The sequence below is a fragment of the Phenylobacterium composti DSM 19425 genome, from assembly GCF_059568645.1.
In genome coordinates this window covers 1-25646 of the sequence record NZ_JCANTT010000020.1, presented here as the reverse complement: position 1 = coordinate 25646, position 25646 = coordinate 1, and the positions used below count along the sequence as shown (strand labels likewise).

Below are 25646 nucleotides of genomic sequence, written 5' to 3'. Positions count from 1 at the left end.
GCCGCCTACTCGGTGGGCGGCGGGGGCGGCGCCTCGCCCTGCTTGGCGTACTTCATCATCAGCGGCACCTGGGTCAGCGAGAACACCACCGCCAGAATCATCAGGCCGGGGAAGCGGAACACCACCCACACCTCCTCGGCCTGGGTGCGCCAGACGAACTCGTTCAGCCCGGCCAGGGCGAAGAAGAACAGGGCGTAGTTCAGGGTCAGCCGCCGCCAGGCGCTCTCGGGCATCTCGAACGCCTCGCCCAGCAGCAGCTTCAGCGGGTGCTTGCCCATCAACAGGCCGCCGGTCAGGATCAGGCCGAAGACGCCGTTCATCACCGTCGGCTTGATCTTCAGCAGGCGCGGGTCGTGGAAGAACAGCGCCAGGCCCCCGAACACGAGGCCCGCGGCGCAGGCGATCAGCGGGAAGGGCGCGATCCGGCGCTCCACCGCCAGCCCGACCACCAGGGCGATCCCCGAGCCCACCACCAGGGCCCAGGTCGCCTGGGTCAGGTTCTTGCCCGTGGCGAAATAGGCCGCCACGAACACCACCAGCGCCGAATAGTCGACGAAGTAGCGGACCCAGTCCCGTGCGCGCTGGCTCAACGGATCGGCTCCGCCAGGCCCACGAGGCTGCGGGCGAAGGCCCGGGCGTCGAAGGGCTGCAGGTCCTCGATGCCCTCGCCCACGCCGATCAGCTTGATGGGGCTGTCCGAGGCCTGGGCCACCGGCACCAGCACCCCGCCGCGGGCGGTGCCGTCCAGCTTGGTCATGACGATGCCAGAGACCCCGATCCGGTTGCCGAAGATGTTCTCCTGGCTCAGGGCGTTGCGGCCCACGGTGGCGTCCAGCACCAGCAGGGTCTCGTGCGGCGCGTCGGCGTCCAGCTTCTTGACCACCCGGATGATCTTCAGGAGCTCGTCCATCAGGCCTTCCTTGTTCTGCAGGCGGCCTGCGGTGTCGATCAGCACCACGTCATAGTTCTCGGCCTTGGCCCGCTGCACGGCGTCGAACGCCAGCCCCGCGGCGTCCGATCCCGTGGGGCGACTCATGAAGTCCACCCCCGAGCGCTCGGCCCAGACCTTCAGCTGCTCCACGGCCGCGGCCCGGAAGGTGTCGCCGGCCACCACCAGCACCTTGGCCCCGCGGCTCTTCAGGTCCTGGGCGATCTTGCCGAGGGTGGTGGTCTTCCCCGAGCCGTTGACCCCGATGAACATCACCACATAGGGCCGGGGGCCCGAGAGCGGATCGAAGGTCCCCTGGCGGGCGGCCAGCTCGTCCCCGATGGCCTGGGCCAGGGCCTCCTTGATCTCGGCCTCGCCCACGTCCTTGCCGAACTTCTCCTCGGCGAAGCGGGCGGTGATCCGGGCCGCCGATTGCGGGCCCAGGTCGGCCTCGATGAGCATCTCCTCCAGCTCGTCGAGCTTCGCCTGATCGAGCGGCGCCTTGGCCGTGAAGACCTGGGCGATCTGGTCGCCCATCTGCTTCGAGGACTTGGTGAGCCCCTGGGTAAGGCGCTGGAACCAGCCGCGTTTGGGTTCTGACATGGCTTCGGCTTCTAGCCGGGAGCTTGCCGCGCGTCACCTGCGACCGCATGAGTGGGGAATGGATGGACTCGCCGTCAGCCTCATCGTGCTCGACTACGCCGCCGTGGCCGTGTTCGGCGCCACCGGCGCCCTGGCCGCCGCCCGGTCCGGGCACGACATCATCACCTTCGGCTTCTTCGCCGCCCTCGCCGGCGTCGGCGGCGGCACCCTGCGCGACCTGCTGATCGACGCGCCGGTCTTCTGGGTGGGCCGGCCGGAGTATGTGGTGGTCTGCCTGCTCGGCGCCCTGGCCATCTGGATCTTCGGCCCGGGCCGCGGCCGCGAGCGCCTGCTGCTCTGGCTCGACGCCCTGGGGATGGCCGCCTACACCTCGGTGGGGGCGATGAAGGCGACTTCGCTCGGGGTCCCGCCGTTCACCGCGGTGGTCATGGGCGTCCTGACCGCCACCTTCGGCGGCGTCCTGCGCGACGTCCTGGCCCACCAGCCCTCGGTGCTGCTGCGGCGCGAGCTCTACGTCACCCCGGCCCTGTGCGGCGCCATCGCCTTCGTGGCCCTGAACGCCCTGGCCCTGCCGCATTTCATCTGCGGCCTGGGCGGCTTCATGATCGCCTTCTCGGTGCGCGCCGGGGCCATGCTGTTCGGCTGGCAGCTGCCCGGCTTCCGCCGCGCGCCCCCCGCCACGGACTAGCGTCGCCGGTCGCTCGGGCCAGGCCGAGAGCGCTGTCGGCTCAGGCCGCGACCTTCTCCCGCACCTCGGCGATCGCCCGCTTGCCGTCGTGGCCGGTCACCGTCAGCGCGGCCAGCGCCCCCACCGGGGCCTCGCCCGTGAAGGCGATCTCGGTGAAGTCCTCGGCCCGGGCCGCCCCCGGCCGTTCCACCAGGCCCGTCAGGATGCGTCCCACCTGGGCGTCCAGATGGCGGCGAAGGGCCGCCTCGCCCGCGGCCCGCAGCCGGGCCGCCCGCGCCTTGACCACGTCGCGGGGCAGCTGCGGCATCCGCGCCGCCGGGGTGCCGGGCCTCGGGCTGAACGGGAAGACGTGCAGGAACGACAGGCCCGCCTCCTCCACCAGCCGTAGGGTGTTCTCGAACATCGCCTCGGTCTCGGTCGGGAAGCCGGCGATCAGGTCGGCGCCGAAGGCCGTGTCCGGGCGCACCGCGCGCACCTCGGCCACCAGCTTCAGGGCGTCGGCCCGCAGGTGGCGGCGCTTCATGCGCTTCAGGATCATGTCGTCCCCGGCCTGCAGCGACAGGTGCAGATAGGGCATCAGCCGCGGCTCCTCCGCCAGGCAGCGCAGCAGGTCGGCGTCGATCTCGGCCGCGTCGATGGACGACAGGCGAAGGCGCGGCAGCTCCGGGACCAGTCTGAGGATGCGGGCCACCAGTTGGCCGAGGGTGGGCTGGCCGGGCAGGTCGGCGCCCCAGCTCGTCACGTCGACGCCGGTGAGCACCACCTCCTGGTAGCCCTCGGCCGCCAGCCGGCGCACCTGCTCCACCACCTCGCCCGCCGGGGCCGAGCGCGAGTTCCCGCGGCCGTAGGGGATGATGCAGAAGGTGCAGCGGTGGTCGCACCCGTTCTGGACCTCCACATAGGCCCGGGCGCGGTCCTTCAGCCCGTCGATGAGGTGGCCGGCGGTCTCCCGCACGCTCATGATGTCGTTGACCCGCACCCGGCCGGCCTCGGGCCGGGGCGCATAGGCGCCCGCCTGGCTCTTCTCGGCATTGCCCAGCACCAGGTCCACCTCGTCCATGGCGGCGAAGGCGGCGGGATCGATCTGGGCGGCGCAGCCGGTGACGATCAGCCGGGCGCCCGGCCGCTCGCGGCGGGCCTTGCGGATCGCCTGTCGCGCCTGGCGCACGGCTTCGTTGGTCACCGCGCAGGTGTTGAAGACGATGGCGTCGGTCAGGCCGTCCTCGGCCGCGCGCTTGCGGATGACCTCGCTCTCGTAGGCGTTGAGGCGGCAGCCGAAGGTGACGATCTCCACATCGCCCGGCGCCACCGGGTCCTGGGCCGGCGACGCCACGGCCGCGGCGACGCCTTCCGGGGAGACGCCCTCGAAGCTGAGCGTCCGGCCGCTCACGGCAGCTCGCCCGTCCCGTCCACGGCGGCGGGACCGGTCATGATCACATGGCCGTTGTCGGCCCATTCGATGAACAGCTCGCCGCCGTCCAGCTCCAGGGTGGCGTGACGGCCCACGAGGTCCCGGCGCGAAGCCGCCACCAGGGCGGCGCAGGCGCCGGTGCCGCAGGCCTTGGTCAGGCCGGCCCCGCGTTCCCACACCCGCAGGCGGATGCGGTCGCGGCCCTTCACCTGGGCGAAGCCGACGTTCACATGCTCGGGGAACAGCGGGTGGGTCTCCACCGCCGGGCCGGCCTCGGCGATCGGCGCCTGGTCGATGTCGGGGACGAAGAACACCACATGCGGATTGCCCATGGAGACCGCCCCCGGCGGAGCCATCAGCGAGGCGTGGTGATAGAGCGCTACATCCAGGGCGCGGGTGTCCTGCGCCTCGGCCAGGGGAATCTCCCGCCAGTCCAGGCGGGGCTCGCCCATGTCGACGCTCACCAGCCGCTCGCCGGCCCTGGTGGCCACCAGCCGGCCCGCCCGGGTCTCCACCTCCACCCGGTCCTTGCCAGTGGACTGCATCAGCAGCCAGCCCACGCAGCGGGTGCCGTTGCCGCAGGCCGAGACCTCCTCGCCGTCGGCGTTCCAGAACCGGACGAAGGCGTCGGCGCCGTCCACCGGGTCGATGGCGATCAGCTGGTCGCAGCCGACCCCGGCCTGGCGGTCGGCGATGGCGCGCACCTCGGCGGCCGTCGGCGTGAACGGTTGGCTGCGGGTCTCGACGACGACGAAATCGTTGCCGAGCCCGTTCATCTTCAGAAACGGACGGCCCATGGGGCCGGCTATATAGGCGAAAGCGGGCCCCGCCGCACCCCGCCCGGCGGCATGGTCGCACCGCCCGCCCCTCGCCCCAGGGGACTCGCCGGGGTTGCAGGCGCTCGCGGGGGTTCCCTGATCGCCCGCGGCGCCCCTAGATGCGGGGCATGAAATCCCTGGCCGCCGCCGCGCTCAGCGCGGTCCTCCTCGCCACCCCCGCCCTCGCCCAGGACGAGGATCCCTTCCTCTGGCTCGAGGGCGTGGACGATCCCAGGGCCCTGGCCTGGGCCGAGGCCGAGAACGCCAAGACCGCCCAGGTCCTGGAGACCGACCCCCGCTACGGCGCCATGCTGGCCGAGGCGCGGGCCATCTTCACCGCCAAGGACCGCATCCCCACGCCCAGCTTCCGGGCCGGCGGGGTCGACAACCTCTGGCAGGACGCCGAGCATCCGCATGGCCTGTGGCGCCACACGAGCCGGGCCTCCTACCGCGCGGCCGAACCCGCCTGGGAGACGCTGATCGATCTCGACGCCCTCGCCCGGACCGAAGGCCGGCGCTGGTTCTTCAAGGGCGCCGTCTGCCTGAAGCCCGACGAGACCACCTGCCTCGTGCGCCTCTCCGACGGCGGCGGCGATGCGGTGGAGCTGCGCGAGTTCGACACGCGCACGAAACGGTTCGTGGAAGGCGGCTTCCGCTTCGCCGAGGGCAAGCAGTACGTCCAGTGGCTCGACCGCGACACCCTGGTCATGGGCCGCGAGTGGACCCCCGGCGAGGTCACCGCCTCGGGGTATCCCTATGTGCTCAAGATCATCGGCCGCGACGGCGCCGCCCGCGAGATCTTCCGGGGCCGCAAGGCTGATGTCTGGGCCCAGCCCGCCGTGCTCTACGGCGGGGGCGGCCGCGCCGACGGCGTCCTCGTCCAGCGGGGCCTCAGCTTCTTCGAATCCGAATTCAGCCTGCTCACCGACGCTGGCCTCGTCGCCGTGCCCCTGCCCCGCAAGGCCCAGCACGAGGCCTACGTGGACGGCCAGGTGGTCTTCAGCCTGCAGGAAGCCTGGGGCGGGTTCCAGGCCGGGGCGCTGATCGCCTACGATCTTGCCGCCCTGAAGGCGGACGCCGCCCGGGCCAGGCCGAGCCTGGTCTTCCAGCCCGGCCCGCGCCAGGCGGTGCAGCAGGTGGCCGCCACCGACGGCCGGCTCGCGGTGGTGCTGCTCGAGGACGTGAAGGGCGCCGTCGACGTCTACGATTTCCAGGGCGGCCGCTGGGCCTCGGCCCGCCTGCCCCTGCCCGCGGACGCCAACATCAGCCTCGTGGACACGGCCGGCTCGGACGATGAGCTGTTCCTCACCGTCGAGAGCTTCCTCACGCCCACCAGCCTCTGGCTGGCCGACGCCGCGGCCGGGACCGCCGCCCAGCTCAAGGCCCTGCCCGCGCGCTTCGACGCCTCGACCCATGTGGTGGAGCAGTTCTGGGCCACCTCCTCCGACGGGACGAAGATCCCCTATTTCGTGGTGCGCCCGAAGGCGGCCCCGCTGGACGGCTCCCTGCCGACCCTGATGTACGGCTACGGCGGCTTCCAGGTGGCCAAGCCGCCCATCTACATGCCCGAGGCGGGCAAGCTCTGGATGGAGCGCGGCGGCGTCTATGTGATCGCCAACATCCGCGGCGGCGGCGAGTTCGGCCCCGCCTGGCACCAGGCCGTTCTGCGCGAGAAGCGCCAGCTCGCCTTCGACGACTTCGCCGCCGTGGCCCGGGACCTGGCGGCGCGGAAGATCACCTCGCCCCGGCGCCTGGGCATCTATGGCCGCTCCAACGGCGGGGTGCTCACCACCGTCTCCATGACCCAGCATCCCGAGCTCTGGAACGCCGTGGTGGTGGAGAGCCCGCTGATCGACATGCTGCGCTATCACAAGCTGTCGGCCGGGGCGTCCTGGGTGGGAGAATACGGCGATCCGGACGTGCCCGAGGATCGGGCCTTCATCGCCAGATATTCCGGCTACCAGGCCCTGAAGCCCGGGGTCCGCTACCCGCTGGCCTATATCACCACCAACACCCGGGACGACCGGGTGCACCCCGGCCACGCCCGCAAGTTCGCCGCTCGCCTGCAGGCCCTCGGCGTTCCCTACCTCTACTACGAGCAGACCTTCGGCGGGCACGCCAACGACGCCGATCCCGAGCTGAACGCCCGGCGGTGGGCGAGGCACTATGTCTACCTCGCCCAGCGGCTGATGGACTGACGGCCCTCCGGCCTCAGATCTTCTCGATGGCCCGGGCCGTGTCGTCGATCAGCTCGACGATGCGGTCCAGCTCTTCGTCGCTGACCGGCCGCGACAGCCGGCCCTTCAGCGCCAGGCCGAGGTTCATCATCGCCCGCCCCACCCGCGGGCGAGCGGGCCCCGCCGTCTCGGCCGCCTCGGTCATGCGGGCGAACACCGCCTCCACCGCGGGCCGGTTCGCCGCCAGGGCCTCGCGGCCGGCGTCCGTCAGCTCATAGAGCTTGCGCCCGGCCTCGGCGTCGGCCGGGCGGACCAGGCCCTCGTCTTCCAGCAGCGACAGGGTCGGGTAGATCACCCCCGGCGAGGGGCGATAGTCGCCGCCGGTGCGCTCCTCCAGCTCCTTGATCAGCTCGTAGCCGTGGCGCGGCTGCTCCTCGAGCAGGGCCAGGATCACAAAGCGCAGGTCGCCGTGTTCGAAGAAGCGGCCCATGCCGCCGCGCCGCCCGCGGCCGCCGCCCCGGCCCTGCCCGCTCGTCTCGCCCCAGCCCGCGCCGCCGCCCGCGCCCCAGCGGCCGCCAAAACCATGACGGCTGCGGTGGGGGCGGTGTTGTCCGGAAAATCCATGTCTCATTTTAGATCCTATTTCGATATGTCTAAATCTTAGATACATCGAAATCGTATCTGCGCGAAGACATTTTTCGATACAGTCGAAATAGATCGGGGCGGCCTAGGCCTCCCGCAGCACCTCGGCCAGCAGGCGGCCCTCGGCGCGACGGTTCGAGCCGGCGCGCCAGGCGACCACGATTTCCCGGGCGGGATGGTCGGTCTCGATCGGCCGCACGGCCACCGGGGCGGAGTCGGCCAGGCCCGCCGTCACCGCCATCTTCGGGATGAAGGTCACCCCCAGGCCCGAGCCCACCATCTGCATCACCGTGGGCAGGGAGGTCGCGGCGAAGGGCTCCTCGCCCCCGGCCGAGCGCGGCGCGTTCAGGCGGCAGGCCGACAGGGCATGGGCCCGCAGGCAATGGCCGTCCTCCAGCAGGATCAGGTTCTCCTGTTCCAGGGCCTCCGGGCTGGCGGTCTTGCCCTTGGCCAGCGGGTGGTCGGCGGGCACCGCCGCCAGCAGCTCGTCGTCGGCCACATGCGCCCACTCCAGGCCCGCGGTCTCGAACGGCAGGGCGATCAGCGCCGCATCCAGGCGCCCCGCCTTCAGCTGGGTGATCAGCCGCTGGGTCAGGTCCTCGCGCAGGAACAGCCGCAGCTTGGGGAAGCGCTCGCGCAGCAGCGGCAGGGCCCGGGGCAGCAGGAACGGGGCGATGGTCGGGATGACGCCCAGCCGGAAGCGGCCGGTGAGCGGCTGGCCGGCGTTCTTGGCCGCCTCCACCAGCTCCTCGGCCTCATTGAGGATCACCGTCGCCCGCCGCAGGGCCTCCTCGCCCACCGGCGTCAGGATCACCCCCGAGCGGGCGCGGTCCACCACCGTCGCCCCCAGGGTCCGCTCCAGCTCCTGGATGCCGGCGGACAGGGTCGGCTGGGTGACGTGAGCGGCCTCGGCGGCGCGCCCGAACGTGCCGTGCTCGGCGAGCAGCTTCAGATATTGCAGCTGGCGAATGGTGGGCAGCATCACGGGACGAGACCTTGGGGCTGTGGCGCCAAAACCGGACGATAGCTTTCGCCTATCTGATTTCCAAAAACAATCGATTGGCCTTTCCTCGGGCCGAGACCTATCTCTTCCTCACGACGCCGGACGCGTGATCTGTCCGGCCTCTCCTGAAGTTGTGTCACACACCGCGCTTCAGCCGCCCGGGGGTCGCGCCCTCCTCCCTCCCCCCAAGAGCGACCCCCGGGCAGATCACGTTCCAGCCTCCAGATCCGCGAACGCCTGGGCGAGCCTCGCAACGCCCCCCGCCATGCTGCGCGCCGCGGAGCCGGTGAAGCCCAGCATCAGGCCGGGCCGGGGCCTGGCGATAGAGCGGGCCGATCGCCCGGGCGGTGACGCCCCGCGCCGCCGCCGCGGCCTCCACCGCCACGTCGTCGCCGCCGTCCTTCAGGAAGGCCATCAGGTGCATCCCCTGGTCGGGGACGTCGATCTCGAGCCGGTGGGACAGCCTGTCCCGCAGGGCCTCGGCCAGGGCGTCGCGCTGGGTCCGGTAGGCCAGCCGCCGCCGCCGGACATGGGCCGCGAACTGGCCGCTCTCCATGAAGTCCAGCAGCACCGCCTGGGTCAGGGTCGGCGGCTGGCGGTCGATGAGCTGACGGGCCTTGGCCAGGGCCGCCGCCAGGGAGCGCGGCGCCACCATGTAGCCGAGGCGAAGGCCGGGGAAGAGCGCCTTGTTGAGGGTGCCCACATAGATCACCCGCTCGCCCCCATCGAGGCCCTGCAGCGCCGCCAGCGGCGGGCCCGAGTAGCGGAACTCCGAGGCGTAGTCGTCGTCGACGATCCAGGCGCCCGCCTGCCGCGCCCAGGCCAGCAGCTCCAGCCGCCGGCCCATGGAGAGCGTCACCCCCAGCGGGTACTGTTGCGACGGCGTCACGAAGGCGAGCCTGGCCCTGGGCGCCGCCGCCACGCCCGCCGCCACATTGAGCCCGGCCCGGTCCACCGGCACGGCGTGCAGCTCCGCACCGGCGGCGCTCAGGGCGTGCCAGGTAGGCGGATAGCCCGGGTCCTCCATCCACACCGCATCGCCCGGCTGCAGCAGGAGGCGCGGATGGAGATCGAGGAAGCCTCGGCGAAGGTGAAGGCCACAGGTCCCGACGACATCCCGGCCGAGCCGGGCTGGACCGCCTGGTCCGGCGTCCTGCCAGTGGAGATGCGCCTCGGCCCGGCGCGCCCCGCGCCCGGCGATGGCTCTCCCGGCGACGGCTCTCCCGGCGACGACCTCGCCCCCTACGGCCCCGGGGTCCGTCTCGACGCGGCGCTTGCGCTCAGGCCGGCTCGAAGCTGAGCGGCGCGCCCCAGAAGGTCTCCACCAGGCTGTTCTGCGCCCCGGGCTCGCCCGTGGTCAGGAACCGCCGGACGCCGCCCGCCCCCGCGCGCAGCTCCGGGTGCCGTTCCAGGTAGCGGGCCAGGGCGTCGGCGGTGGCCTCCGGCTGGCGGATCAGCGGCGTGCCCGGCGGCAGGGCGGCCTGGAACAGGTCGGCGACGATCTCGTAGTGGGTGCAGCCGAGGATGGCCCGGTCGGGCGCGCGGCCGATGCGCGTGGCCAGGGCCTTCACATGCCCTTCGATCACCTGCGCCAGGTCGTCCCGGGCCGCCCCCGCCTCGATCAGCCGCGCCAGGTCCGGGCAGGGTTCGGAGAACACCGCCACGTCCTGCCGGCGCTTGTCGATCTCGATCTCATAGACCCGGCTGCGGCTGGTCGCCGGCGTCGAGAACACCCCCAGGATGTCCAGCTTCTCGACCTTCTCGCCCCGCCGGTCGGCCTCGTGCTCCCAGGGCAGGCCGGTGGCCGCCTCGATGGTCGGCACCACGATGCCCAGCACGTTCACCGGCCGGCCGAGTCGCCGCCGGTAGTCGGGGAGCCAGGTCTGCTGCAGGCGGCGCAGGGCGACGCTGGCGGCGGTGTTGCAGGCCAGGACCACGAGGTCGCAGCCTTCCTCGAACAGCCGCACGCAGCCGGCCCGGGTGAGCTCGACGATCTCCTCCCCGGTCCGCCCGCCGTAGGGAGCGTTGGCCTGGTCGCCCAGATAGATGAAGTCGGCCTCGGGGAAGCGCTCCACGAGCCTGTGATGGACGGTCAGGCCGCCCACGCCGGAGTCGAATACGCCGATGGCCATTCGCTTGGCTTAAAGGGCGTCGGAGGGCCTGAAAAGGGCGTTGCGGCGGCGCGTTTCGCCGCGCACGAGGCGGGCGCGCTCACGCGAACAGGTCGCCCTGGGCCGCCGCCTTCACCCCCTCGATCGCCAGCAGCTTCAGCTTGGTCGCCACCCCGCCCCGGGCCGAGAAGCCGCCGGGCTTGCCGCCCGCCGCCGTGACCCGGTGGCAGGGGACCACGATCGCCCAGGGATTGGCGCCCAGCGCCTGACCCACGTCCCGGGCCAGCAGCCGGTCGCCCAGCCGCTCGGCGATCTCGCCATAGGTCAGGGTCTCGCCCGGCGGGATCGTGCGGGCGATCTCATAGACCCGCGCATGGAACGGCGGCGTGCGGCCGAGGTCCAGCGGCGCCCCCGACAGGTCCGCCTTCTCGCCGCGCAGCAGGGCCCGCACGCCCTCCACCGTGGCCGCCAGCGATGCGGGGATCTCGGCCTCCGCCGCCCCGGGAAAGCGCCGCAGAAGGCCGCGCCGGGCGGTCTCGGCCTCGCGCTCGGGCAGGTGGCAGCCCACGAGCCCCGCCGGGCTCCAGGCGATCCCGCCGACGCCGATGGCCGTCTCGAAAAGGGCGTACTGGATCATGCCGGAAAGATAGGCCCGCCCGCCGAAATCCGCTGGCGGCTTTCGGACATGGACCACCCGCGGCGCCGCGGCGACCCAAGGACGGGGAAGGCCCCGGGAACCGCAGTTTCCTTGACTCTCACTTACCCACAGGCGCATAAGCGCGCCCTTCCGGCCCTGATTTCGGTCAGCGCCCTCTACCGCCACGACCCCCATCACCATATGGGACGAGGGCGGCGAGGCCCCCCGTCGACGCAATCGTCCACGGGGGTCGATCGCGTTTGGGGCCATAGGAGCTGAATTTGTTCGACGCGCTTTCTGATCGGCTGACATCCGTCTTCGACCGGCTTTCCGGTCGCGGCGTGCTGTCCGAGAAGGACATCGACGAGGCCATGCGCGAGGTGCGCGTGGCCCTGCTCGAGGCCGACGTCGCCCTGCCGGTGGTCCGGCAATTCATCGACAGGGCCAAGGAGCGCGCCGCCGGCGAGGCGGTGATCCGCTCGGTGAAGCCCGCCGACCAGGTGATCAAGATCACCTACGACGGCCTCGTCGAGATGCTCGGCGGCGGCGGCGAGCCGGAAGGCCTGCGCATCTCGGCCAACCCGCCCACGGTCATCCTGATGGCCGGCCTCCAGGGCTCGGGCAAGACCACCACCGCCGGCAAGCTCGCCCTGCGCCTCGCCAAGGAGCGCAAGAAGGTCCTGCTGGCCTCGCTCGACACCCGCCGGCCGGCGGCCATGGAGCAGCTGGCCATGCTGGCGACCCAGGCCGGCGTCGACAGCCTGCCGATCGTGCCGGGCCAGCCCGCCCCCGAGATCGCCCGTCGGGCCCTCTCGGCCGCCAGGCTCCAGGGCTATGACGTCCTGATCCTCGACACCGCCGGCCGCACCACCCTGGACGAGGCGATGATGGCCGAGGCGGCCGAGATCGCGAAGATCTCGAACCCGTCCGAGACCCTGCTCGTCGCCGACGCCCTCACCGGCCAGGACGCGGTCCGCACCGCCAAGGCCTTCCACGAACGCTTGCCCCTCACCGGCCTGGTCCTGACCCGGGCCGACGGCGACGGCCGCGGCGGCGCGGCCCTGTCCATGCGCGCCGTCACCGGCCTGCCGATCAAGTTCCTCGGCGTGTCGGAGAAGATCGACGGCCTCGACGCCTTCGACGCCCATCGTCTGGCCGGCCGCATCCTCGGCCGCGGCGACGTGGTCGCCCTCGTCGAGAAGGCCGCCCAGGAGCTGGACGTGGCCAAGGCCGAGGCCATGGCCAAGAAGCTGGCCAAGGGCCGCTTCGACCTCGACATGATGGCCGAGCAGCTGCGCCAGATGAAGCGCATGGGCGGCATGGAAGGCCTGATGGGCCTGCTGCCCGGCGTCCAGAAGATGAAGCGGCAGATCGCCGAGAGCGGCCTGTCCGACAAGATGTTCGACCGCCAGCTGGCCATCATCTCGTCGATGACCAAGGCCGAGCGGGAGAAGCCCGAGATTCTGCAGGCCTCGCGCAAGCGCCGCATCGCCGCCGGCGCCGGCGTCGACGTGGCCGAGGTCAACCGGGTGCTGAAGCAGCACCGTCAGATGGCCGACGCCTTCAAGATGATGTCGAAGAACGGCGGCAAGGGCTTCGGCCAGATGGCCCGCATGCTGGGCGGCGGCAATCTCGATCCCGCCAAGATCGCCCAGCTCACCGGCCAGGCCCCGCCGACGCCCGAGCAGATGGAAGAGCTCCAAGCTCGCCTCAAGGGCATGGGCGGCCTGGGCGGCGGCGGCCTCAAGCTTCCCGGCCTCGGCGGCGGCCTGCCGCCGGGCGTCAATCCCTTCAAGAAATAGCTTTCAGACCAAGGACCACGACTAATGCTGAAGATCCGTCTCGCCCGTGGCGGCGCCAAGAAGCGCCCCTACTACTCGATCGTCATCGCCGACAGCCACGCCCCGCGTGACGGCCGCTTCATCGAGAAGGTGGGCTCCTACAACCCGCTGCTGAAGAAGGACGACCCGAACCGCGTGGTCCTGAAGCAGGAGCGCATCCAGGAATGGCTCGCCAAGGGCGCCCAGCCGACCGACCGCGTCGCCCGCGAACTCGGCAAGCTCGGCCTCGTGAAGTGGCAGGCGGGCAACAACCCGAAAAAGGGCGAGCCGGGCCAGAAGGCCAAGGAACGCGCTGAAGAGCGCGCCCAGCGCGAAGCCGAACGCGCCGCCGCCGAGGCCGAAGCCGCCGCCCAGCCGGCCGAGGAAGCCGCTCCGGCTGAGGAAGCCCCGGCCGCCGAGGCTCCGGCCGAAGAGGCCCCGGCCGCCGCCGAAGGCGAAGCTCAGGCCTAAGACCGCGAGGTGGGCGACAGCCTGATCCTCGTCGGCCGCGTCGCGGGCGCCTTCGGCGTCCGCGGCGAGGTCCGCATCACCAGCTACACGGCCGATCCCTCGGCGCTGCTGGACTACCGTGACCTCAAGCGCGAGGACGGCGCTCCGGCGCTGACCCTGCTGTCGGGCCGCCCTGCGAAGGGCGGTCTCGTCGTGCGCGCCAGCGAGGTCGAGACCCGCGAACAGGCCGAGGCCCTGCGCGGGCTCAGGCTCTTCGTGCCCCGCTCGGCCCTGCCCGAGCCGGACGAGGACGAATACTACATCACCGACCTGATCGGCCTGTCCGTGGTCACGCCCGAGGGCGAGCCCCTGGGCCGGGTGAAGACCGTCCAGGACTTCGGGGCCGGCGACCTCCTGGAGGTCCAGCCCCCCGCCGGCGCCAGCTGGTACCTGCCCTTCACCAAGGAAGCGGTCCCCGAGGTGCGCCTCGCCGAGGGGGTCATCGTCGGCGTCCGTCCCGCCGAGATCGAGGCGGAAGACGCCCCGGAATAGGCCCGGATCGGCCTCGATAGGCCCAGACTGGCTGATCTCCTCCCCTGTCCGGCGGGGGAGGAGCCCCGCCCCGCCGCGGCGCGGGCGTCAGCCCCTCGGCTTGCGCAGCCGCATCAGCCCTTCCTGGGCGCAGCTCGCCACCAGCGCCCCGTCCGAGGCCCGGTAGATCTGGCCGAGGTTGAAGCCCCGACCGCCCGAGCTGGAGGGCGCCTCCTGGTGGTAGAGGTGCCATTCGTTGAAGTCGGTCGGCCGATGGAACCACATGGCGTGGTCCAGGCTCGCCGTCTGCATGCCCGGCGTGCGCCAGTTCACCGCGTGCGGCCGCAGGCTGGTGCCCAGCAGGCTCATGTCCGAGGCGTAGGCCAGGATCACCTGGTGCATCCGGTCGTCGTCGCCGATGGGGTCCTTGGCCCGGAACCACACCTGCTGGGTCGGCTCCAGGTGCGTCGGCCGGTACATGTCGAACCGCCCGCCCACCGTGCGCATCTCGATCGGCTGCGGCCGCTCCAGCCAGTTGGCGAGGTCGGCCCGCACCTCCGGCGACAGCTTGTCCAGGCGGCGCAGCTGCGCCTCGCGGTCGTCCTCGACCTCGTCCCAGTGCGGCGCCGCCGGCATCTCCGACTGGTGCTCGAAGCCGTCCTCGGCCACCTGGAACGAAGCGGCGAGGTTGAAGATCTGCTGGCCGTGCTGGACGGCGATCACCCGGCGGGTGGTGAAGCTGCCTCCGTCCCGCGACCGGTCCACCTCGAAGATGATCGGCACGTTCGGGTCGCCCGGCCGGATGAAGTAGCAGTGCAGCGAGTGGCAGACCCGGTCCTCCACCGTGGCGTAGGCCGCCAGCAGCGACTGGGCGATGACCTGGCCGCCGTAGATGCGGACGCGGGACTCCTCCTCGGGCGTCGTGCCCCGGAAGAGGTTCACCTCCAGCTGTTCGAGCTGGAGCGTCTGCATCAGCGTCTGGGTGTCCATGTCGGGCAGGCCTTTTGCTGCAACTGCGAAGGGCAGAGGCATTACGCCCGGCTCCGGGCAGCGGCAAGGGTTGACCAACGGCGCTCGGCGGGCGCTTAGACGCGGGCCATGTCCTTCGACTGCACCGTGCTGACCATGTTCCCCGACGCCTTCCCGGGGCCGCTGGGGGTTTCCCTGATCGGGACCGCCTGGCGCGAGGCCGACCTGTGGTCGCTGGAAACTGTGGACATTCGCGGCTTTTCCAAGGATAAGCGCGGCTTCCTCGACGACACCCCCGCGGGTGGCGGTCCTGGACAGGTAATGCGGGCCGACGTGATCGCCTCCGCGCTCGACAGCGTGGAGCGGCGCGAACGTCCGCTTTTGTACATGAGCGCCCGCGGTCGGCCCCTGACCCAGGCGCGCGTGCGTGAATGGGCCCAGGGGCCCGGGCTGATCGTCCTGTGCGGTCGGTTCGAAGGGGTGGACCAACGGGTGCTCGACGCCCGCGGGTTCGAGGAGGTCTCCGTCGGAGACGCGGTCCTCGCCGGCGGCGAGGCGGCGGCGATGGTGGTGATCGAAGCGTGTGTACGGCTCGTGCCCGGTGTGTTGGGGCAGGCCGAGAGTTTGAGTGAGGAAAGCTTCGAGGACGGGCTCCTCGAACATCCGCAGTACACGAGGCCGCGGACGTTCGAAGGGCTCGACATCCCCGAGGTGCTGCTGTCCGGCAACCATGCGGCCATCCGCCGCTGGCGGCAGGAACAGCGCGAACTGACCACGCGGGAGCGGCGTCCGGATCTCTGGGCGAAGCGGCTCGCCAATCAACAGGCAAAGGGCGAGTAAAGCCCAGTAAGGAAGACGACCATGAACGTGATCGAACAGCTCCGTAAGGAAGAGGCCGACCGCCTCCTGGCCCAGCGCAAGGTTCCGGAATTCCGTCCGGGCGACACCGTGCGCGTCAATGTCCGCATCAAGGAAGGCGATCGCGAGCGCGTTCAGGCCTATGAGGGCGTCTGCATCGCCCGCTCGGGTCAGGGCGTCGACGAGAACTTCACCGTCCGCAAGATTTCGTTCGGCGAAGGCGTGGAGCGGGTGTTCCCGATCCTGTCGCCGATGATCGAATCCATCGAGGTCAAGCGCCGCGGCGTCGTCCGCCGGGCCAAGCTGTACTACCTGCGCGACCGTCGCGGTAAGTCGGCCCGGATCGCCGAGCGTCAGATGACCGCCCAGGTCAAGGAAACCCCGGCCGCCGCCGCGGAAGAGCCGGCTTCGGAAGCCTAAGGGCCTTCTGACCTCAGGAATAAGGACGGCGGCCGGAGCGATCCGGCCGCCGTTTTGCTTTGCGAGGGGGCAGCTACGCGCCCCGGCTCACGCCGCCTCCGCGGGGGCGGCCGCCTCCAGCGCCGCCCGCCAGCCGGCGGGGGTCATGGTCGCCAGGTATTCCGCCTGCATCTGCGCCGTCAGCACCTCGACCATGAAGCGGTTCTCGACCCAGAACTCGATCACCCCGAACGCGCCGCCGCGCTTGCGATACTTGGCCTGCCAGCCGTTCTCGGCGGCGAGGGCGAAGACCTCGGCCTCGGGCAGCGGGGTGGCGATGGCCACATGGGTGGCCGAGTGGCCGCTGGCCTGCGGATTGATCACCCCCTGGGCGTCGGCGTCGCCCGGGGCCGGATGCAGCTCGACCCCCCGGGGATAGACCTCGATGGCGCTGTTGCGCCCGTCGTCGGCCAGGACGATCAGCGACGCCTCGCCCACCGGCGGAAACGGCAGGGCCTCGGCCCGCCAGAGCCGCGCCAGGGCCCGGGCCACCCGCGGCGGATCGTCGGCGTCGATGGAGATGTGGAAGATCATGGAAGGGCTCCGTCTCTGAAGGAGCCGCCCAACTAGGCCACCCTGGAGAACGCTGAAATCCGAGATGTTGCATACCCGCCCTGCAAGAACGCAGCGCACGGCATGCTCGGCCGGGACGACATCCGCTACGGTCTGGCCGTGGCCGGCGCGAGCCAGGCCGCCTAGGCTTCCTCCGCCGCATAGGCCGCGAACTCGGCGGCCAGGTGGTCGAAGATCAGCCGCATCCGCGGCGAGCCCCGCAGGGTCTCGTGCATGCAGATCCACAGGTCGAGGGAGAAGCCGAACAGTTCCGGCAGCACCGGCGTCAGGCCGTAGCGGCGGCCGATCTGCCGCTGGCAGACGCCGATCCCGACCCCGGCCCGGATGGCGGCGAGCTGGGCCATGTCGTTGTCGGTCCGGTAGGCGAAGAGGTCGCGGCTGATCGGCCGGCCCACCGACAGCTCCTTGGCCAGTTCCGGGATGTTGCGGTCGAAGCCGATCAGCACGTGCCCCGCCAGATCCTCGAAGTCCTTCGGCGGCGGCCGGCGCGCCAGGTAGTCGGGCGCGGCGTGAAATCCGAGGGCCACCTCGCCCACCTTCTTGGCCACCACGCTGTTCTGGGTCGGCCGCGCCATGCGCACCGCCACGTCCGCGTCGCGCCGGCTGAGGTCCTCGTTCTTGTTGCTGAGCGCCAGCTCCACCTGCACCCCGGGATGCTGGGCCATGAACCGGGCGAGCATCGGCGGGACCACTTCGATCCCCACCACCTCGCTCACCGTCACCCGCACCACGCCGCCTTCGCCGCTGACCAGGCCGCCGATGTCCCGGGCCGCCGCCGCCCCCGCCGCCGACATGTCCGCCAGGTGCGGCCGCAGGGCGAGGGCGAGATCGGTGGGCTGCAGGCCCCGCGGGCTGCGCACGAAGAGGGGCGCGCCCAGCTGCCGCTCCAGCTGGTCGATGTGCCGCCCGAGCGTCGGCTGGGTCAGACGCCGCAGCCGCGCCGCCGCCGAGAAGCTGCCGGCCTCCAGCACCGCGTGCAGGCTCTGCAGAAGGTCCCAGTCGGGGGTCGACGTCATGCGCCAATGAATAGCTGTTCTACCGGCTTCGGCAATTCCGTTTCACTCGGCGGCGCCGCACCTCTGCCGCGAAAGACGGAGGTTTCCCCATGACCAGGCCCCTCGCCCTCGTGATCGGCGCCACCGGCGGGATCGGCGGCGCCCTCGCCGACCGCCTCATCGCCGACGGCTGGCGCGTGCGCGCCCCGCACCGCGATCCTGACCGCGCCCGGGCCACACGCGGCCGCCCTCATCTCGACTGGGTCCTGGGCGACGCCCTCGACCAGGCCGCCATCGTCGCCGCCGCCGACGGGGCGGAGATCGTGGTCCATGCGGTGAACCCGCCGGGCTACCGGAACTGGGCCCGGCTCCAGGCGCCCATGCTGGCCTCCAGCATCGCCGCCGCCCGCGCCGCCGGGGCGCGGCTGCTGTTCCCGGGCACGGTCTACAACTACGGGCCCGACGCCTTCCCGCGCATCGCCGAGGACGCCCCCCAGCGGCCGCTCACCCGCAAGGGCGCCATCCGCGCGCGGATGGAAGAGACGCTCCGCACGGCCGGGGTCCCCGTCCTGCTGGTCCGGGCCGGCGATGTCTTCGGCCCCCGGGCGGGCGCCAGCTGGTTCAGCCAGGTCCTCGTCCCGCCCGGCCGGCCGCTGACGGCGGTCACCTATCCCGGCCCCCTGGACGTGCGCCACGCCTGGGCCTTCCTGCCCGACGTGGCCGACGCCTTCGTGCGCCTGCTGGGCCTCCCGCTCCCGGACATCGCCGACTTCCACCTCGCCGGCCATGCCCTCACCGGCCGCGAACTCGTCGCCGCCCTGGAGACCGTGGCGGACCGCTCCCTCGCCGTCCGCCGCCTGCCCTGGTGGGCCCTTGAGGCCTGCGCCCCGTTCAACGAAACCTTCAGGGAGATGCGCGAGCTGCGCTACCTCTGGCGACGGCCGGTGCTGCTCGCCAACGACCGCCTCGTCGCCGCCCTGGGCGCCGAGCCGCGCACGCCGCTCGCCGAGGCCCTGCGCGCCACCCTCGCCGGCCAGGGCTCCTTGCCCGCGCCCGCCCGCCTGGCGGCCTGACCCCGCCCAAGCCCGCCAGAGCCGCCAGAGGCCGCCAGAGGCAGAAATTTGCCGCAGAACCCGGCCGATTGCGGCGCCGCGGCACTAGACGTGCGCGCCCCCGCCGACCTAGATGCGCCCCATGCCCGGCAAGACCCTCTACGACAAGATCTGGGACGCCCACGTCGTCGCCGAACAGGACGGCGAGGCGATCCTCTACATCGACCTGCACCTGATCCATGAGGTGACCACGCCCCAGGCCTTCGCCGGGCTCCGCCTCGCCGGCCGTCCCGTGCGCCGGCCCGACCGCACCCTCGCCGTCGCCGACCACAACGTCCCCACCGAGGGCCAGGCCCTGGGCGTGGACGCGGTCGCCGACGAGGAGGCCCGCATCCAGCTGCAGACCCTGGGCCGCAACGTCGCCGAGCACGGCATCGAATACTTCCCCATGGGCGACGTGCGGAACGGCATCGTCCATGTGGTCGGCCCCGAGCAGGGCCGCACCCAGCCGGGCATGACCATCGTCTGCGGCGACTCCCACACCTCGACCCACGGCGCCTTCGGGGCCCTGGCCCACGGCATCGGCACGTCCGAGGTCGAGCATGTCCTGGCCACCCAGACCCTGCGCCAGAAGAAGGCCAAGAACATGCGCGTGCGCATCGAGGGCGAGCCCGCCCCCGGCGTCGGCGCCAAGGACTTCGCCCTGGCCGTCATCGGCGAGATCGGCACCGCCGGCGGCACCGGCTATGTCATCGAATACGCCGGCTCGGCCGTCCGGGCCCTGTCGATGGAAGGGCGGATGACGCTCTGCAACCTCACCATCGAGGGCGGCGCCAAGGCCGGCCTGGTCGCCCCTGACCAGACCACCTTCGACTACCTCAAGGGCCGCCCGGCCGCGCCCAAGGGCGGCGCCTGGGAGATGGCCCTCGACTACTGGAAGACCTTCTTCACCGACGAGGACGCCGTCTTCGACCGCGAGATCGTGCTGGACGCGGCCAAGATCGCCCCCACCGTCACCTGGGGCACCAGCCCCGAGGACGTGATCGCGGTCACCGCCACCGTCCCCTCGCCGGACAGCTTCGCCACCCCCGACAAGCGGGCCTCGGCCGCCCGGGCGCTCGAGTACATGGGCCTCGTCCCCGGCCAGGCGATCACCGACGCCCGGATCGACGTGGTGTTCATCGGCTCGTGCACCAACAGCCGGATCGAGGACCTGCGGGCCGCCGCGAAGGTCCTGGAGGGCCGCAAGGTCGCCCCCGGCGTCCGGGCCATGGTGGTGCCGGGCTCGGGCCTGGTGCGCGAACAGGCCGAGGCCGAGGGCCTGGACCAGGTGTTCAAGGCCGCCGGCTTCGACTGGCGCGAGCCGGGCTGTTCCATGTGCCTGGGCATGAACCCCGACCGCCTCGCCCCCGGCGAGCGCTGCGCCTCCACCTCGAACCGCAACTTCGAGGGCCGCCAGGGCCGCGGCGGGCGCACCCACCTGATGAGCCCGGCCATGGCCGCCGCCGCCGCGGTCGCCGGCCACATCGCGGACGTCCGGGACTTCCTGTGATCACCGCCCTCGACCACGTCGCGCTCGCGGTCCGCGACCTCGACGCCGCGGTCGAGGGCTATGCGCGCCTCCTGGGCGTGGCCCCCAACTGGATCGGCGGCGACGGCGGCGCCCGCCACGCCTGGTTCCAGTTCCCGAACATGGCCCTCGACGTCATCGCCCCCCACGGCGAAGGCGCCTTCGGCCAGCGCCTGCGGGCCCATCTGGACGCCCAGGGCGAAGGGATCTGGGCCCTCGCCTTCACCGTCGGCCAGGTGGAGGGCGACCTTGCGCCCTTCGCCCGGCTGGCCGCCCGCCGGGGCCTCGCCACGCCCGAGCCCTCGCTCACTCGCTCCACCCACGACGACGGCCGCAAGCGCTACTGGCTGGGCGCCCATCCCGCCGTCTCGGCCACCGCCAGCCTGCAGGTGCTGCTGATCGCCCCGCCGCGCGACGGCCGGCCCTGGCCGCTCTCCGAACCCGCCGCCGACGCGGGCCCGGGAAGCGCCGTGGCCGCCCTCGACCACGTGGTGATCCACACGGGGAACCTCGACCGGGCCCTGGCCATCTATGGCGCCCGCCTGGGCCTCGACCTGCGCCTCGACCGCGAGAATCCCCGCTGGAACGCCCGCCAGCTGTTCTTCCGCGTCGGAGACGCCGTCATCGAGATCGCCGCCCGGCTTGGCGAGCCGCCCACCGACGCCCCCGACCGGTTCGGCGGCCTGGCCTGGCGCATCGCCGACCCCGACGCCGCCCGGGCGCGGATCGTCGCCGCCGGCTTCGATGTCTCCGAGGTCCGCCCGGGCCGCAAGCCCGGCACCAAGGTGTTCACCGTCCGCAACGCCCCCGCGGGCGTGCCGACCCTGATGCTCAGCGCTGAGCCTGCCCAAGACCGCGCACTGGAACCTGCCTGATGGAAGCCTTCACCCGCCTCGACGCCAAGGTCGCGCCCCTGCCCCTGGCCAACATCGACACCGACCAGATCATCCCCAAGCAGTTCCTCAAGGGGGTGGAGCGCACGGGCCTGGCCCGCGGCCTGTTCTACGACTTCCGCTTCGACGAGGAGGGCCGGGAAAAGCCGGACTTCGTCCTCAATCGTCCCGAGTACAAGGGCGCCGGGGTGCTGGTGGCCGGCGACAACTTCGGCTGCGGCTCGTCCCGCGAGCACGCCCCCTGGGCGCTCATGGACTTCGGCATCCGCTGCGTGATCTCCACCAGCTTCGCCGACATCTTCTACAACAACTGCTTCCAGAACGGCCTGCTGCCGGTGGTCCTCAAGGCTGAGGAGGTGCAGCAGCTGATGGACGAGGCCCGGGGCGGCAACCACGTCTGCTCGGTGGACCTGGAGGCCCAGACCGTCACCGCCCCGTCCGGCGCCGTCTTCGACTTCGACATCGATCCCAAGCGCAAGGACAAGATGCTGCGCGGCCTCGACGCCATCGGCGAGACCCTCCAGGCCAAGGACCAGATCGACCTCTATGAGATGAAGCGCGCCCTCGCCCAGCCCTGGCTGGAAGACGCATGACCGTGGTGGTCGCCGGCACGATCCGCGTGCCGCCGGAAAACCTCGCGGCCTTCCGCCCGCACATGCTGGCCATGCTGGCCGCCAGCCGCACCGAGGACGGCTACCTCGCCTATTCCTATGCCGAAGACGTGGAGCAGCCGGGCCTGATCCGCGTCTTCGAGGCCTGGCGCGACCGCGCCGCCCTCGAGGCCCACCTGGCCGCCCCGCACCTGGCGGACTGGCGCGCCGCCTGGCCCGCCCACGGGGTTTCCGACCGCAGCCTCACCCTCTACGACGTCGCGGCCGAAACGCCGCTCTAGCCTTCAGGACTGACGATGACCGACTTGCTCCTCCTGCCCGGCGACGGGATCGGGCCGGAAGTGACCGCCGAGGTGCGCCGCGTGGCGGCCGCCCTCACCCCCGACCTCGTCATCGACGAGCGGCCGTTCGGCGGGACGAGCTACGACCTGCACGGCGTTCCCCTCACCGACGAGGCCCTGGCCGCCGCCAAGGCCGCCCGCGCCGTGCTGATGGGCGCCGTGGGCGGGCCCAAGTGGGCCGGCGTCCCTCGCGACAAGCGGCCCGAAGCGGGCCTCCTCGCCCTGCGCGCCGGGATGGGCGTCTACGCCAACCTGCGCCCGGCCCTCTGCTTCGGCCCTCTGGCCGACGCCTCCAGCCTCAAGCGCGAGCTGGTCGAGGGCCTGGACTTCATGATCGTCCGCGAGCTCACCGGCGGCATCTATTTCGGCGAGCCGCGCTTCATCGAGGAGCTGCCCGACGGCGGCAAGCGCGCCGTCGACACCCAGGTCTACACCACCGCCGAGATCGAGCGGGTGGCCCGGGTGGCCTTCGAACTCGCCCGGGGCCGCCGCAACAAGGTGGCCAGCGCCGAGAAGTCCAACGTCATGGATTCCGGCCTGCTCTGGCGCGAGGTGGTCACCGACCTGCACCGGCGCGAATACGCCGATGTGGAGCTCACCCACATCCTGGCCGACAACGCCGCCATGCAGATCGTCAAGGCGCCCAAGCAGTTCGACGTCCTGCTCACCGACAACCTGTTCGGCGACATCCTCTCCGACGCCGCGGCCCAGCTCACCGGCTCCCTCGGCATGCTGCCCTCGGCCGCCCTTGGCGCCCCCGGGACGCCCGGCCTCTATGAGCCGATCCACGGCTCGGCCCCCGACATCGCCGGCAAGGGCGTGGCCAATCCCCTCGCCGCCATCCTGTCGTTCGAAATGGCCCTGCGCTGGTCCCTGGACCGGCCCGAGGCCGCCGACCGGCTGTTCGCGGCGGTGAACCGGGCCCTCGAGAAGGGCGCGCGCACGCCGGACATCGGCGGTAAGCTCTCCACGGTCGAGATGGGCGAGGCGGTGCTCGCCGAGCTCTAGGACAGGCTGGGAAAGGCGCGCGGCATGGCCCGTTGGCTGGTGAAGTCGGAACCGAACACCTACAGCTTCGAAGACCTCCAGCGGGACGGCCGCACCGTCTGGGACGGGGTGCGCAACAACGCCGCCGCCCTCCACCTGAAGGCCATGAAGGTCGGGGACGAGGTGCTCTTCTACCACTCCCAGGAAGGCCTGGCCGTGGTGGGGATCGCCCGGGTGTCCAGGGAGGCCTTCCCCGACGCCACCGACCCGTCGGGCCGCTTCGTGGCCGTGGAGCTCGAGCCCGTGCGGCCGCTGAAGGCGCCCGTGACCCTGTCCGCCATGAAGGCCGAGCCCGCCCTCGCCGGCATGGCGATGATCCGCCAGTCGCGCCTGTCGGTCTCGCCCGTGACCGACGACGAGTGGTCCGTGATCCTGGGGATGGCCGGCTAGGCCGGGGGCCCGGCTTACTCATTGTGGGTGCGAAATCGCCCAGGGCGCGCAGAGTTCGCCCCAGGGTTGCACCACCCCCCGGCGCCCGGAAAGCCTGTGTTAACTGACCCCAAGGCTAGGCTTTTCCCAGTGGTTCAGGCCCGCCGGCGTGTCGGCCGAGGTCGTCGGGTCGATACGGGGGAGGTCGGTCAGTCCATGTCGCTCGACGCCACGTCCCGGGCGCGCTTCAACCTGGAACGGGCCGCGGTGCTGCTGCTCGACGCCACGCCGCTCGGCATGTCGATCCTGGTGCAGATCGTCACCGGCCTGGGCGCCAAGACCCTCTACCGCTGCGCCACCGTGGAGCAGGCCCGGGAGGTCGTCCTCAACTACGAGATCGACCTCGCCATCGTCGACGGCATGGCCCCCACCGGCGAGGGCTATGACTTCGTGCGCTGGCTGCGCACCGAGGCCCGCGAGCCCAACTGCTACACCCCGGTGCTGATCACCACCGCCCACACCCCGGCGAGCGACGTGGTCCGGGCCCGGGACTGCGGCGGCCACATCATCATCAAGAAGCCCATCGCCCCCAAGGTGATGCTGGAGCGCATCCTCTGGGTGGCCCGGGAGGGCCGGCCGTTCCTGTTCTCCGGCAGTTACGTCGGTCCCGACCGCCGCTTCCGCAACGACGGCCCGCCGGACGGCGTCGGCCGGCGCCGGGAGGACCTCATCGCCGCCCAGACCGCAGGGCAGCAGGCCGCGGCGCAGCAGACCGCCGAGGCCCAGGCCTGCGCCCCCCTCCCGCAGCCGGAGGTGCGCCAGGCCTCATGAGTCACGTCCGTTTCGTCTTTCCCAAGATCCGGCTCACCGAGATCCTGAAGACCCCCGGGGGCCTCGCCGTCGCCGACGCCCTGGAGCGCGCCGAGGCCGGCCTTGCGACGCTCAAGCCCCGCTGCCTGGAGGAGTTGGCCAATCTGCTCGCCGACGCCGAGGCGGTCTTCGCCGACCTTGGCCCGGCCTTCAACGACGGGGGGCTCGCCGACCTCTACGCCGTGGCCGTGCGCGGCATCGGCGCCGGCGCCGTCTGCGGCTGCCCAGGCGTGGACGAGGCCCTCACCAGCCTCTGCGACCTCATCGACCACCTGCGCACCAGCGGCCGCTACGACGCGGAGGCGGTGGGCGTCCACCTGCGCGCCTGGCGCCTGCTCATGGCGCCCGGCCTCTCCCAGGACGACGCCCGCCCCGTCCTCGACGGCCTCCGCAAGGTCTCCGCCCACTACGCCTGACCGGCCGAAGGTTCTCCCTCCGGGGATGCGGCCCGCAGGGCTGGACGGGGCGCGCCCGGGGCCAGCTCTCCGCCTTCTTGGTCCGCCCCGATCGTCCCTTAGCCGCTCCGGGCAGCCCCGTCAGGGGAAGCATCCGCACGGTTTGACTTGACTTTGCGGCCGATCGGTGTTCTCTTTTCGTTCATGGTGAGCGACGCCCAGCTGCTGGAGGAGATGGACGCAGGCCTCGCCCATGTGGCCCAGCTCCAGCTCGACCTCGCCGATCGCCTCCACAGGGTTGCCCAGGCCACCGAAGACGCTTCCGAACTCGAAGGCCTCGCCAAGGCCCTCGAAGGGACCGGCCGCTCCATCCGCCTCACCTACGCCCTGCGCGTGAAGATCCGGAAGGACGTCCGCGCCCTCCAGCGCGAGGAAGCCCGCATCGCCGAGGACGCCCGCGACCGCGCCAGCGCCCGCCACTGGGACGCCGTGCGCAGCCGCGTCGAGACCCTCGTCTGGAACGAGATCGACTGGGAGACCGAGGACGAGGACGACTTCGCCGACCGCCTCGAGCATCTCATGGACCTCGAGGCCCTCGACCCCGACTTCCGCGCCCTTCCCCTCGAAGCCCAGGCCGACCGCCTCATCCAGAAGCTCGGCTTCAGCCGGCCCCCGGGCCGCCCCGGGCCTTCGGCGGCCATGGCCCCACCGCCCGGCGGGGACCGCCCCCAGGCCAGTGCCCCCGCCCCAGCGCCCCCTTAAGGGCGCGCGCTCCCTTCCCGCCGCACATCACCCCCTCAGCCGCTGTCGCGACAACTCCCCCCA

The 25646-nt window shown here is 71.9% G+C and carries 30 protein-coding genes; 18 read left to right on the top strand and 12 right to left on the bottom strand.

The window, feature by feature from the left end; all coding sequences use genetic code 11:
• Positions 1–5: 5 nt before the first annotated feature.
• Together BO64_RS15545 and ftsY are read right to left on the bottom strand one after the other, a co-directional pair.
• Positions 6–590 (bottom strand): inner membrane-spanning protein YciB, encoded by a 585-nt coding sequence (locus BO64_RS15545; protein ID WP_496404220.1) that lies wholly within the window; start codon positions 588–590, stop codon positions 6–8.
• Entirely contained in the window at positions 587–1531 is a 945-nt protein-coding gene (gene ftsY, locus BO64_RS15540) for a signal recognition particle-docking protein FtsY (protein ID WP_496404219.1), read from the bottom strand. The genes BO64_RS15545 and ftsY overlap by 4 nt, the downstream gene beginning before the upstream one ends.
• Positions 1532–1589: 58 nt before the next feature.
• Between ftsY and BO64_RS15535 the strand changes: the two genes are divergently transcribed.
• On the top strand, positions 1590–2219 hold the full coding sequence (locus BO64_RS15535; protein ID WP_496404218.1) for a trimeric intracellular cation channel family protein: 630 nt from the start codon (positions 1590–1592) through the stop codon (positions 2217–2219).
• 40 nt (positions 2220–2259) lie between these two features.
• Here the strand turns inward: BO64_RS15535 and mtaB are convergent, their stop codons facing one another.
• Positions 2260–3552 carry a tRNA (N(6)-L-threonylcarbamoyladenosine(37)-C(2))-methylthiotransferase MtaB gene (gene mtaB, locus BO64_RS15530; RefSeq protein WP_496404338.1) on the bottom strand — a complete coding sequence of 431 codons (1293 nt, stop codon included), beginning with the start codon at positions 3550–3552 and terminating at the stop codon, positions 2260–2262.
• Between the two features lie 53 nt (positions 3553–3605).
• Positions 3606–4427 (bottom strand): diaminopimelate epimerase, encoded by an 822-nt coding sequence (gene dapF, locus BO64_RS15525; protein ID WP_496404217.1) that lies wholly within the window; start codon positions 4425–4427, stop codon positions 3606–3608.
• A gap of 149 nt (positions 4428–4576) precedes the next feature.
• Between dapF and BO64_RS15520 the strand changes: the two genes are divergently transcribed.
• Positions 4577–6646, top strand: coding sequence for a prolyl oligopeptidase family serine peptidase (locus BO64_RS15520; protein ID WP_496404216.1), 2070 nt, complete (start codon positions 4577–4579; stop codon positions 6644–6646).
• A 13-nt stretch (positions 6647–6659) separates the two neighbouring features.
• Here BO64_RS15520 and BO64_RS15515 read toward each other — a convergent pair whose 3' ends face one another.
• The 3 genes from BO64_RS15515 to BO64_RS15505 all read right to left on the bottom strand — a co-directional run bounded on the left by BO64_RS15515 (position 6660) and on the right by BO64_RS15505 (position 9297).
• The gene (locus tag BO64_RS15515) at positions 6660–7115 is read right to left on the bottom strand and encodes a PadR family transcriptional regulator (RefSeq protein WP_496404215.1); all 456 of its coding nucleotides are present in this window, start codon (positions 7113–7115) and stop codon (positions 6660–6662) included.
• Positions 7116–7352: 237 nt separating this feature from the next.
• Positions 7353–8249: a hydrogen peroxide-inducible genes activator gene (locus BO64_RS15510; protein WP_496404337.1), complete on the bottom strand. Its 897-nt coding sequence runs from the start codon at positions 8247–8249 to the stop codon at positions 7353–7355.
• A 157-nt stretch (positions 8250–8406) separates the two neighbouring features.
• Positions 8407–9297 carry an aminotransferase-like domain-containing protein gene (locus BO64_RS15505; protein ID WP_496404214.1) on the bottom strand — a complete coding sequence of 297 codons (891 nt, stop codon included), beginning with the start codon at positions 9295–9297 and terminating at the stop codon, positions 8407–8409.
• A 36-nt stretch (positions 9298–9333) separates the two neighbouring features.
• Between BO64_RS15505 and BO64_RS15500 the strand changes: the two genes are divergently transcribed.
• Complete coding sequence (locus BO64_RS15500) at positions 9334–9570, top strand: hypothetical protein (RefSeq protein WP_496404213.1); 237 nt, start codon at positions 9334–9336, stop codon at positions 9568–9570.
• Here BO64_RS15500 and BO64_RS15495 read toward each other — a convergent pair.
• Positions 9551–10402, bottom strand: a complete 852-nt coding sequence (locus BO64_RS15495; protein WP_496404212.1) for a glutamate racemase — start codon at positions 10400–10402, stop codon at positions 9551–9553. The genes BO64_RS15500 and BO64_RS15495 overlap by 20 nt on opposite strands.
• A gap of 79 nt (positions 10403–10481) precedes the next feature.
• Positions 10482–11018, bottom strand: a complete 537-nt coding sequence (locus BO64_RS15490) for a methylated-DNA--[protein]-cysteine S-methyltransferase (protein ID WP_496404211.1) — start codon at positions 11016–11018, stop codon at positions 10482–10484.
• Positions 11019–11299: 281 nt separating this feature from the next.
• On the opposite strand from BO64_RS15490, the gene ffh reads away from it, so the two are divergent.
• Genes ffh through rimM form a run of 3 tightly spaced genes read left to right on the top strand, consistent with a single transcriptional unit; the run spans position 11300 to position 13840 of the window.
• Entirely contained in the window at positions 11300–12820 is a 1521-nt protein-coding gene (gene ffh, locus BO64_RS15485; protein WP_496404210.1) for a signal recognition particle protein, read from the top strand.
• Positions 12821–12844: 24 nt separating this feature from the next.
• Positions 12845–13309: a 30S ribosomal protein S16 gene (rpsP, locus tag BO64_RS15480; protein WP_496404209.1), complete on the top strand. Its 465-nt coding sequence runs from the start codon at positions 12845–12847 to the stop codon at positions 13307–13309.
• Between the two features lie 9 nt (positions 13310–13318).
• Positions 13319–13840, top strand: a complete 522-nt coding sequence (gene rimM, locus BO64_RS15475) for a ribosome maturation factor RimM (RefSeq protein ID WP_496404208.1) — start codon at positions 13319–13321, stop codon at positions 13838–13840.
• 87 nt (positions 13841–13927) lie between these two features.
• Here rimM and BO64_RS15470 read toward each other — a convergent pair whose 3' ends face one another.
• The gene (locus BO64_RS15470; protein WP_496404207.1) at positions 13928–14809 is read right to left on the bottom strand and encodes an acyl-CoA thioesterase; all 882 of its coding nucleotides are present in this window, start codon (positions 14807–14809) and stop codon (positions 13928–13930) included.
• Positions 14810–14917: 108 nt separating this feature from the next.
• On the opposite strand from BO64_RS15470, the gene trmD reads away from it, so the two are divergent.
• Complete coding sequence (gene trmD, locus BO64_RS15465) at positions 14918–15628, top strand: tRNA (guanosine(37)-N1)-methyltransferase TrmD (RefSeq protein ID WP_496404206.1); 711 nt, start codon at positions 14918–14920, stop codon at positions 15626–15628.
• A gap of 21 nt (positions 15629–15649) precedes the next feature.
• Positions 15650–16066 (top strand): 50S ribosomal protein L19, encoded by a 417-nt coding sequence (gene rplS, locus BO64_RS15460; protein WP_496404205.1) that lies wholly within the window; start codon positions 15650–15652, stop codon positions 16064–16066.
• An 87-nt stretch (positions 16067–16153) separates the two neighbouring features.
• Here rplS and BO64_RS15455 read toward each other — a convergent pair whose 3' ends face one another.
• Both BO64_RS15455 and BO64_RS15450 read right to left on the bottom strand, forming a co-directional pair.
• Positions 16154–16639 carry a hypothetical protein gene (locus BO64_RS15455; RefSeq protein ID WP_496404204.1) on the bottom strand — a complete coding sequence of 162 codons (486 nt, stop codon included), beginning with the start codon at positions 16637–16639 and terminating at the stop codon, positions 16154–16156.
• A gap of 161 nt (positions 16640–16800) precedes the next feature.
• Positions 16801–17694: a LysR family transcriptional regulator gene (locus BO64_RS15450; protein ID WP_496404203.1), complete on the bottom strand. Its 894-nt coding sequence runs from the start codon at positions 17692–17694 to the stop codon at positions 16801–16803.
• Positions 17695–17783: 89 nt separating this feature from the next.
• On the opposite strand from BO64_RS15450, the gene BO64_RS15445 reads away from it, so the two are divergent.
• The 10 genes from BO64_RS15445 to BO64_RS15400 all read left to right on the top strand — a co-directional run bounded on the left by BO64_RS15445 (position 17784) and on the right by BO64_RS15400 (position 25583).
• On the top strand, positions 17784–18746 hold the full coding sequence (locus BO64_RS15445) for an NAD-dependent epimerase/dehydratase family protein (RefSeq protein ID WP_496404202.1): 963 nt from the start codon (positions 17784–17786) through the stop codon (positions 18744–18746).
• Between the two features lie 121 nt (positions 18747–18867).
• The gene (leuC, locus tag BO64_RS15440; RefSeq protein WP_496404201.1) at positions 18868–20277 is read left to right on the top strand and encodes a 3-isopropylmalate dehydratase large subunit; all 1410 of its coding nucleotides are present in this window, start codon (positions 18868–18870) and stop codon (positions 20275–20277) included.
• On the top strand, positions 20274–21170 hold the full coding sequence (locus BO64_RS15435) for a VOC family protein (RefSeq protein ID WP_496404200.1): 897 nt from the start codon (positions 20274–20276) through the stop codon (positions 21168–21170). The genes leuC and BO64_RS15435 overlap by 4 nt, the downstream gene beginning before the upstream one ends.
• Positions 21170–21781 carry a 3-isopropylmalate dehydratase small subunit gene (gene leuD, locus BO64_RS15430; RefSeq protein WP_496404199.1) on the top strand — a complete coding sequence of 204 codons (612 nt, stop codon included), beginning with the start codon at positions 21170–21172 and terminating at the stop codon, positions 21779–21781. The genes BO64_RS15435 and leuD overlap by 1 nt, the downstream gene beginning before the upstream one ends.
• Positions 21778–22080 (top strand): putative quinol monooxygenase, encoded by a 303-nt coding sequence (locus BO64_RS15425; protein ID WP_496404198.1) that lies wholly within the window; start codon positions 21778–21780, stop codon positions 22078–22080. The genes leuD and BO64_RS15425 overlap by 4 nt, the downstream gene beginning before the upstream one ends.
• A gap of 15 nt (positions 22081–22095) precedes the next feature.
• The gene (gene leuB, locus BO64_RS15420) at positions 22096–23148 is read left to right on the top strand and encodes a 3-isopropylmalate dehydrogenase (RefSeq protein ID WP_496404197.1); all 1053 of its coding nucleotides are present in this window, start codon (positions 22096–22098) and stop codon (positions 23146–23148) included.
• 24 nt (positions 23149–23172) lie between these two features.
• Positions 23173–23577 carry an EVE domain-containing protein gene (locus BO64_RS15415; protein ID WP_496404196.1) on the top strand — a complete coding sequence of 135 codons (405 nt, stop codon included), beginning with the start codon at positions 23173–23175 and terminating at the stop codon, positions 23575–23577.
• 195 nt (positions 23578–23772) lie between these two features.
• The gene (locus BO64_RS15410) at positions 23773–24387 is read left to right on the top strand and encodes a response regulator (protein ID WP_496404195.1); all 615 of its coding nucleotides are present in this window, start codon (positions 23773–23775) and stop codon (positions 24385–24387) included.
• Positions 24384–24842, top strand: coding sequence for a hypothetical protein (locus tag BO64_RS15405; RefSeq protein WP_496404194.1), 459 nt, complete (start codon positions 24384–24386; stop codon positions 24840–24842). The genes BO64_RS15410 and BO64_RS15405 overlap by 4 nt, the downstream gene beginning before the upstream one ends.
• 183 nt (positions 24843–25025) lie before the next feature.
• The gene (locus BO64_RS15400) at positions 25026–25583 is read left to right on the top strand and encodes a hypothetical protein (RefSeq protein ID WP_496401780.1); all 558 of its coding nucleotides are present in this window, start codon (positions 25026–25028) and stop codon (positions 25581–25583) included.
• Positions 25584–25646 lie beyond the last annotated feature (63 nt).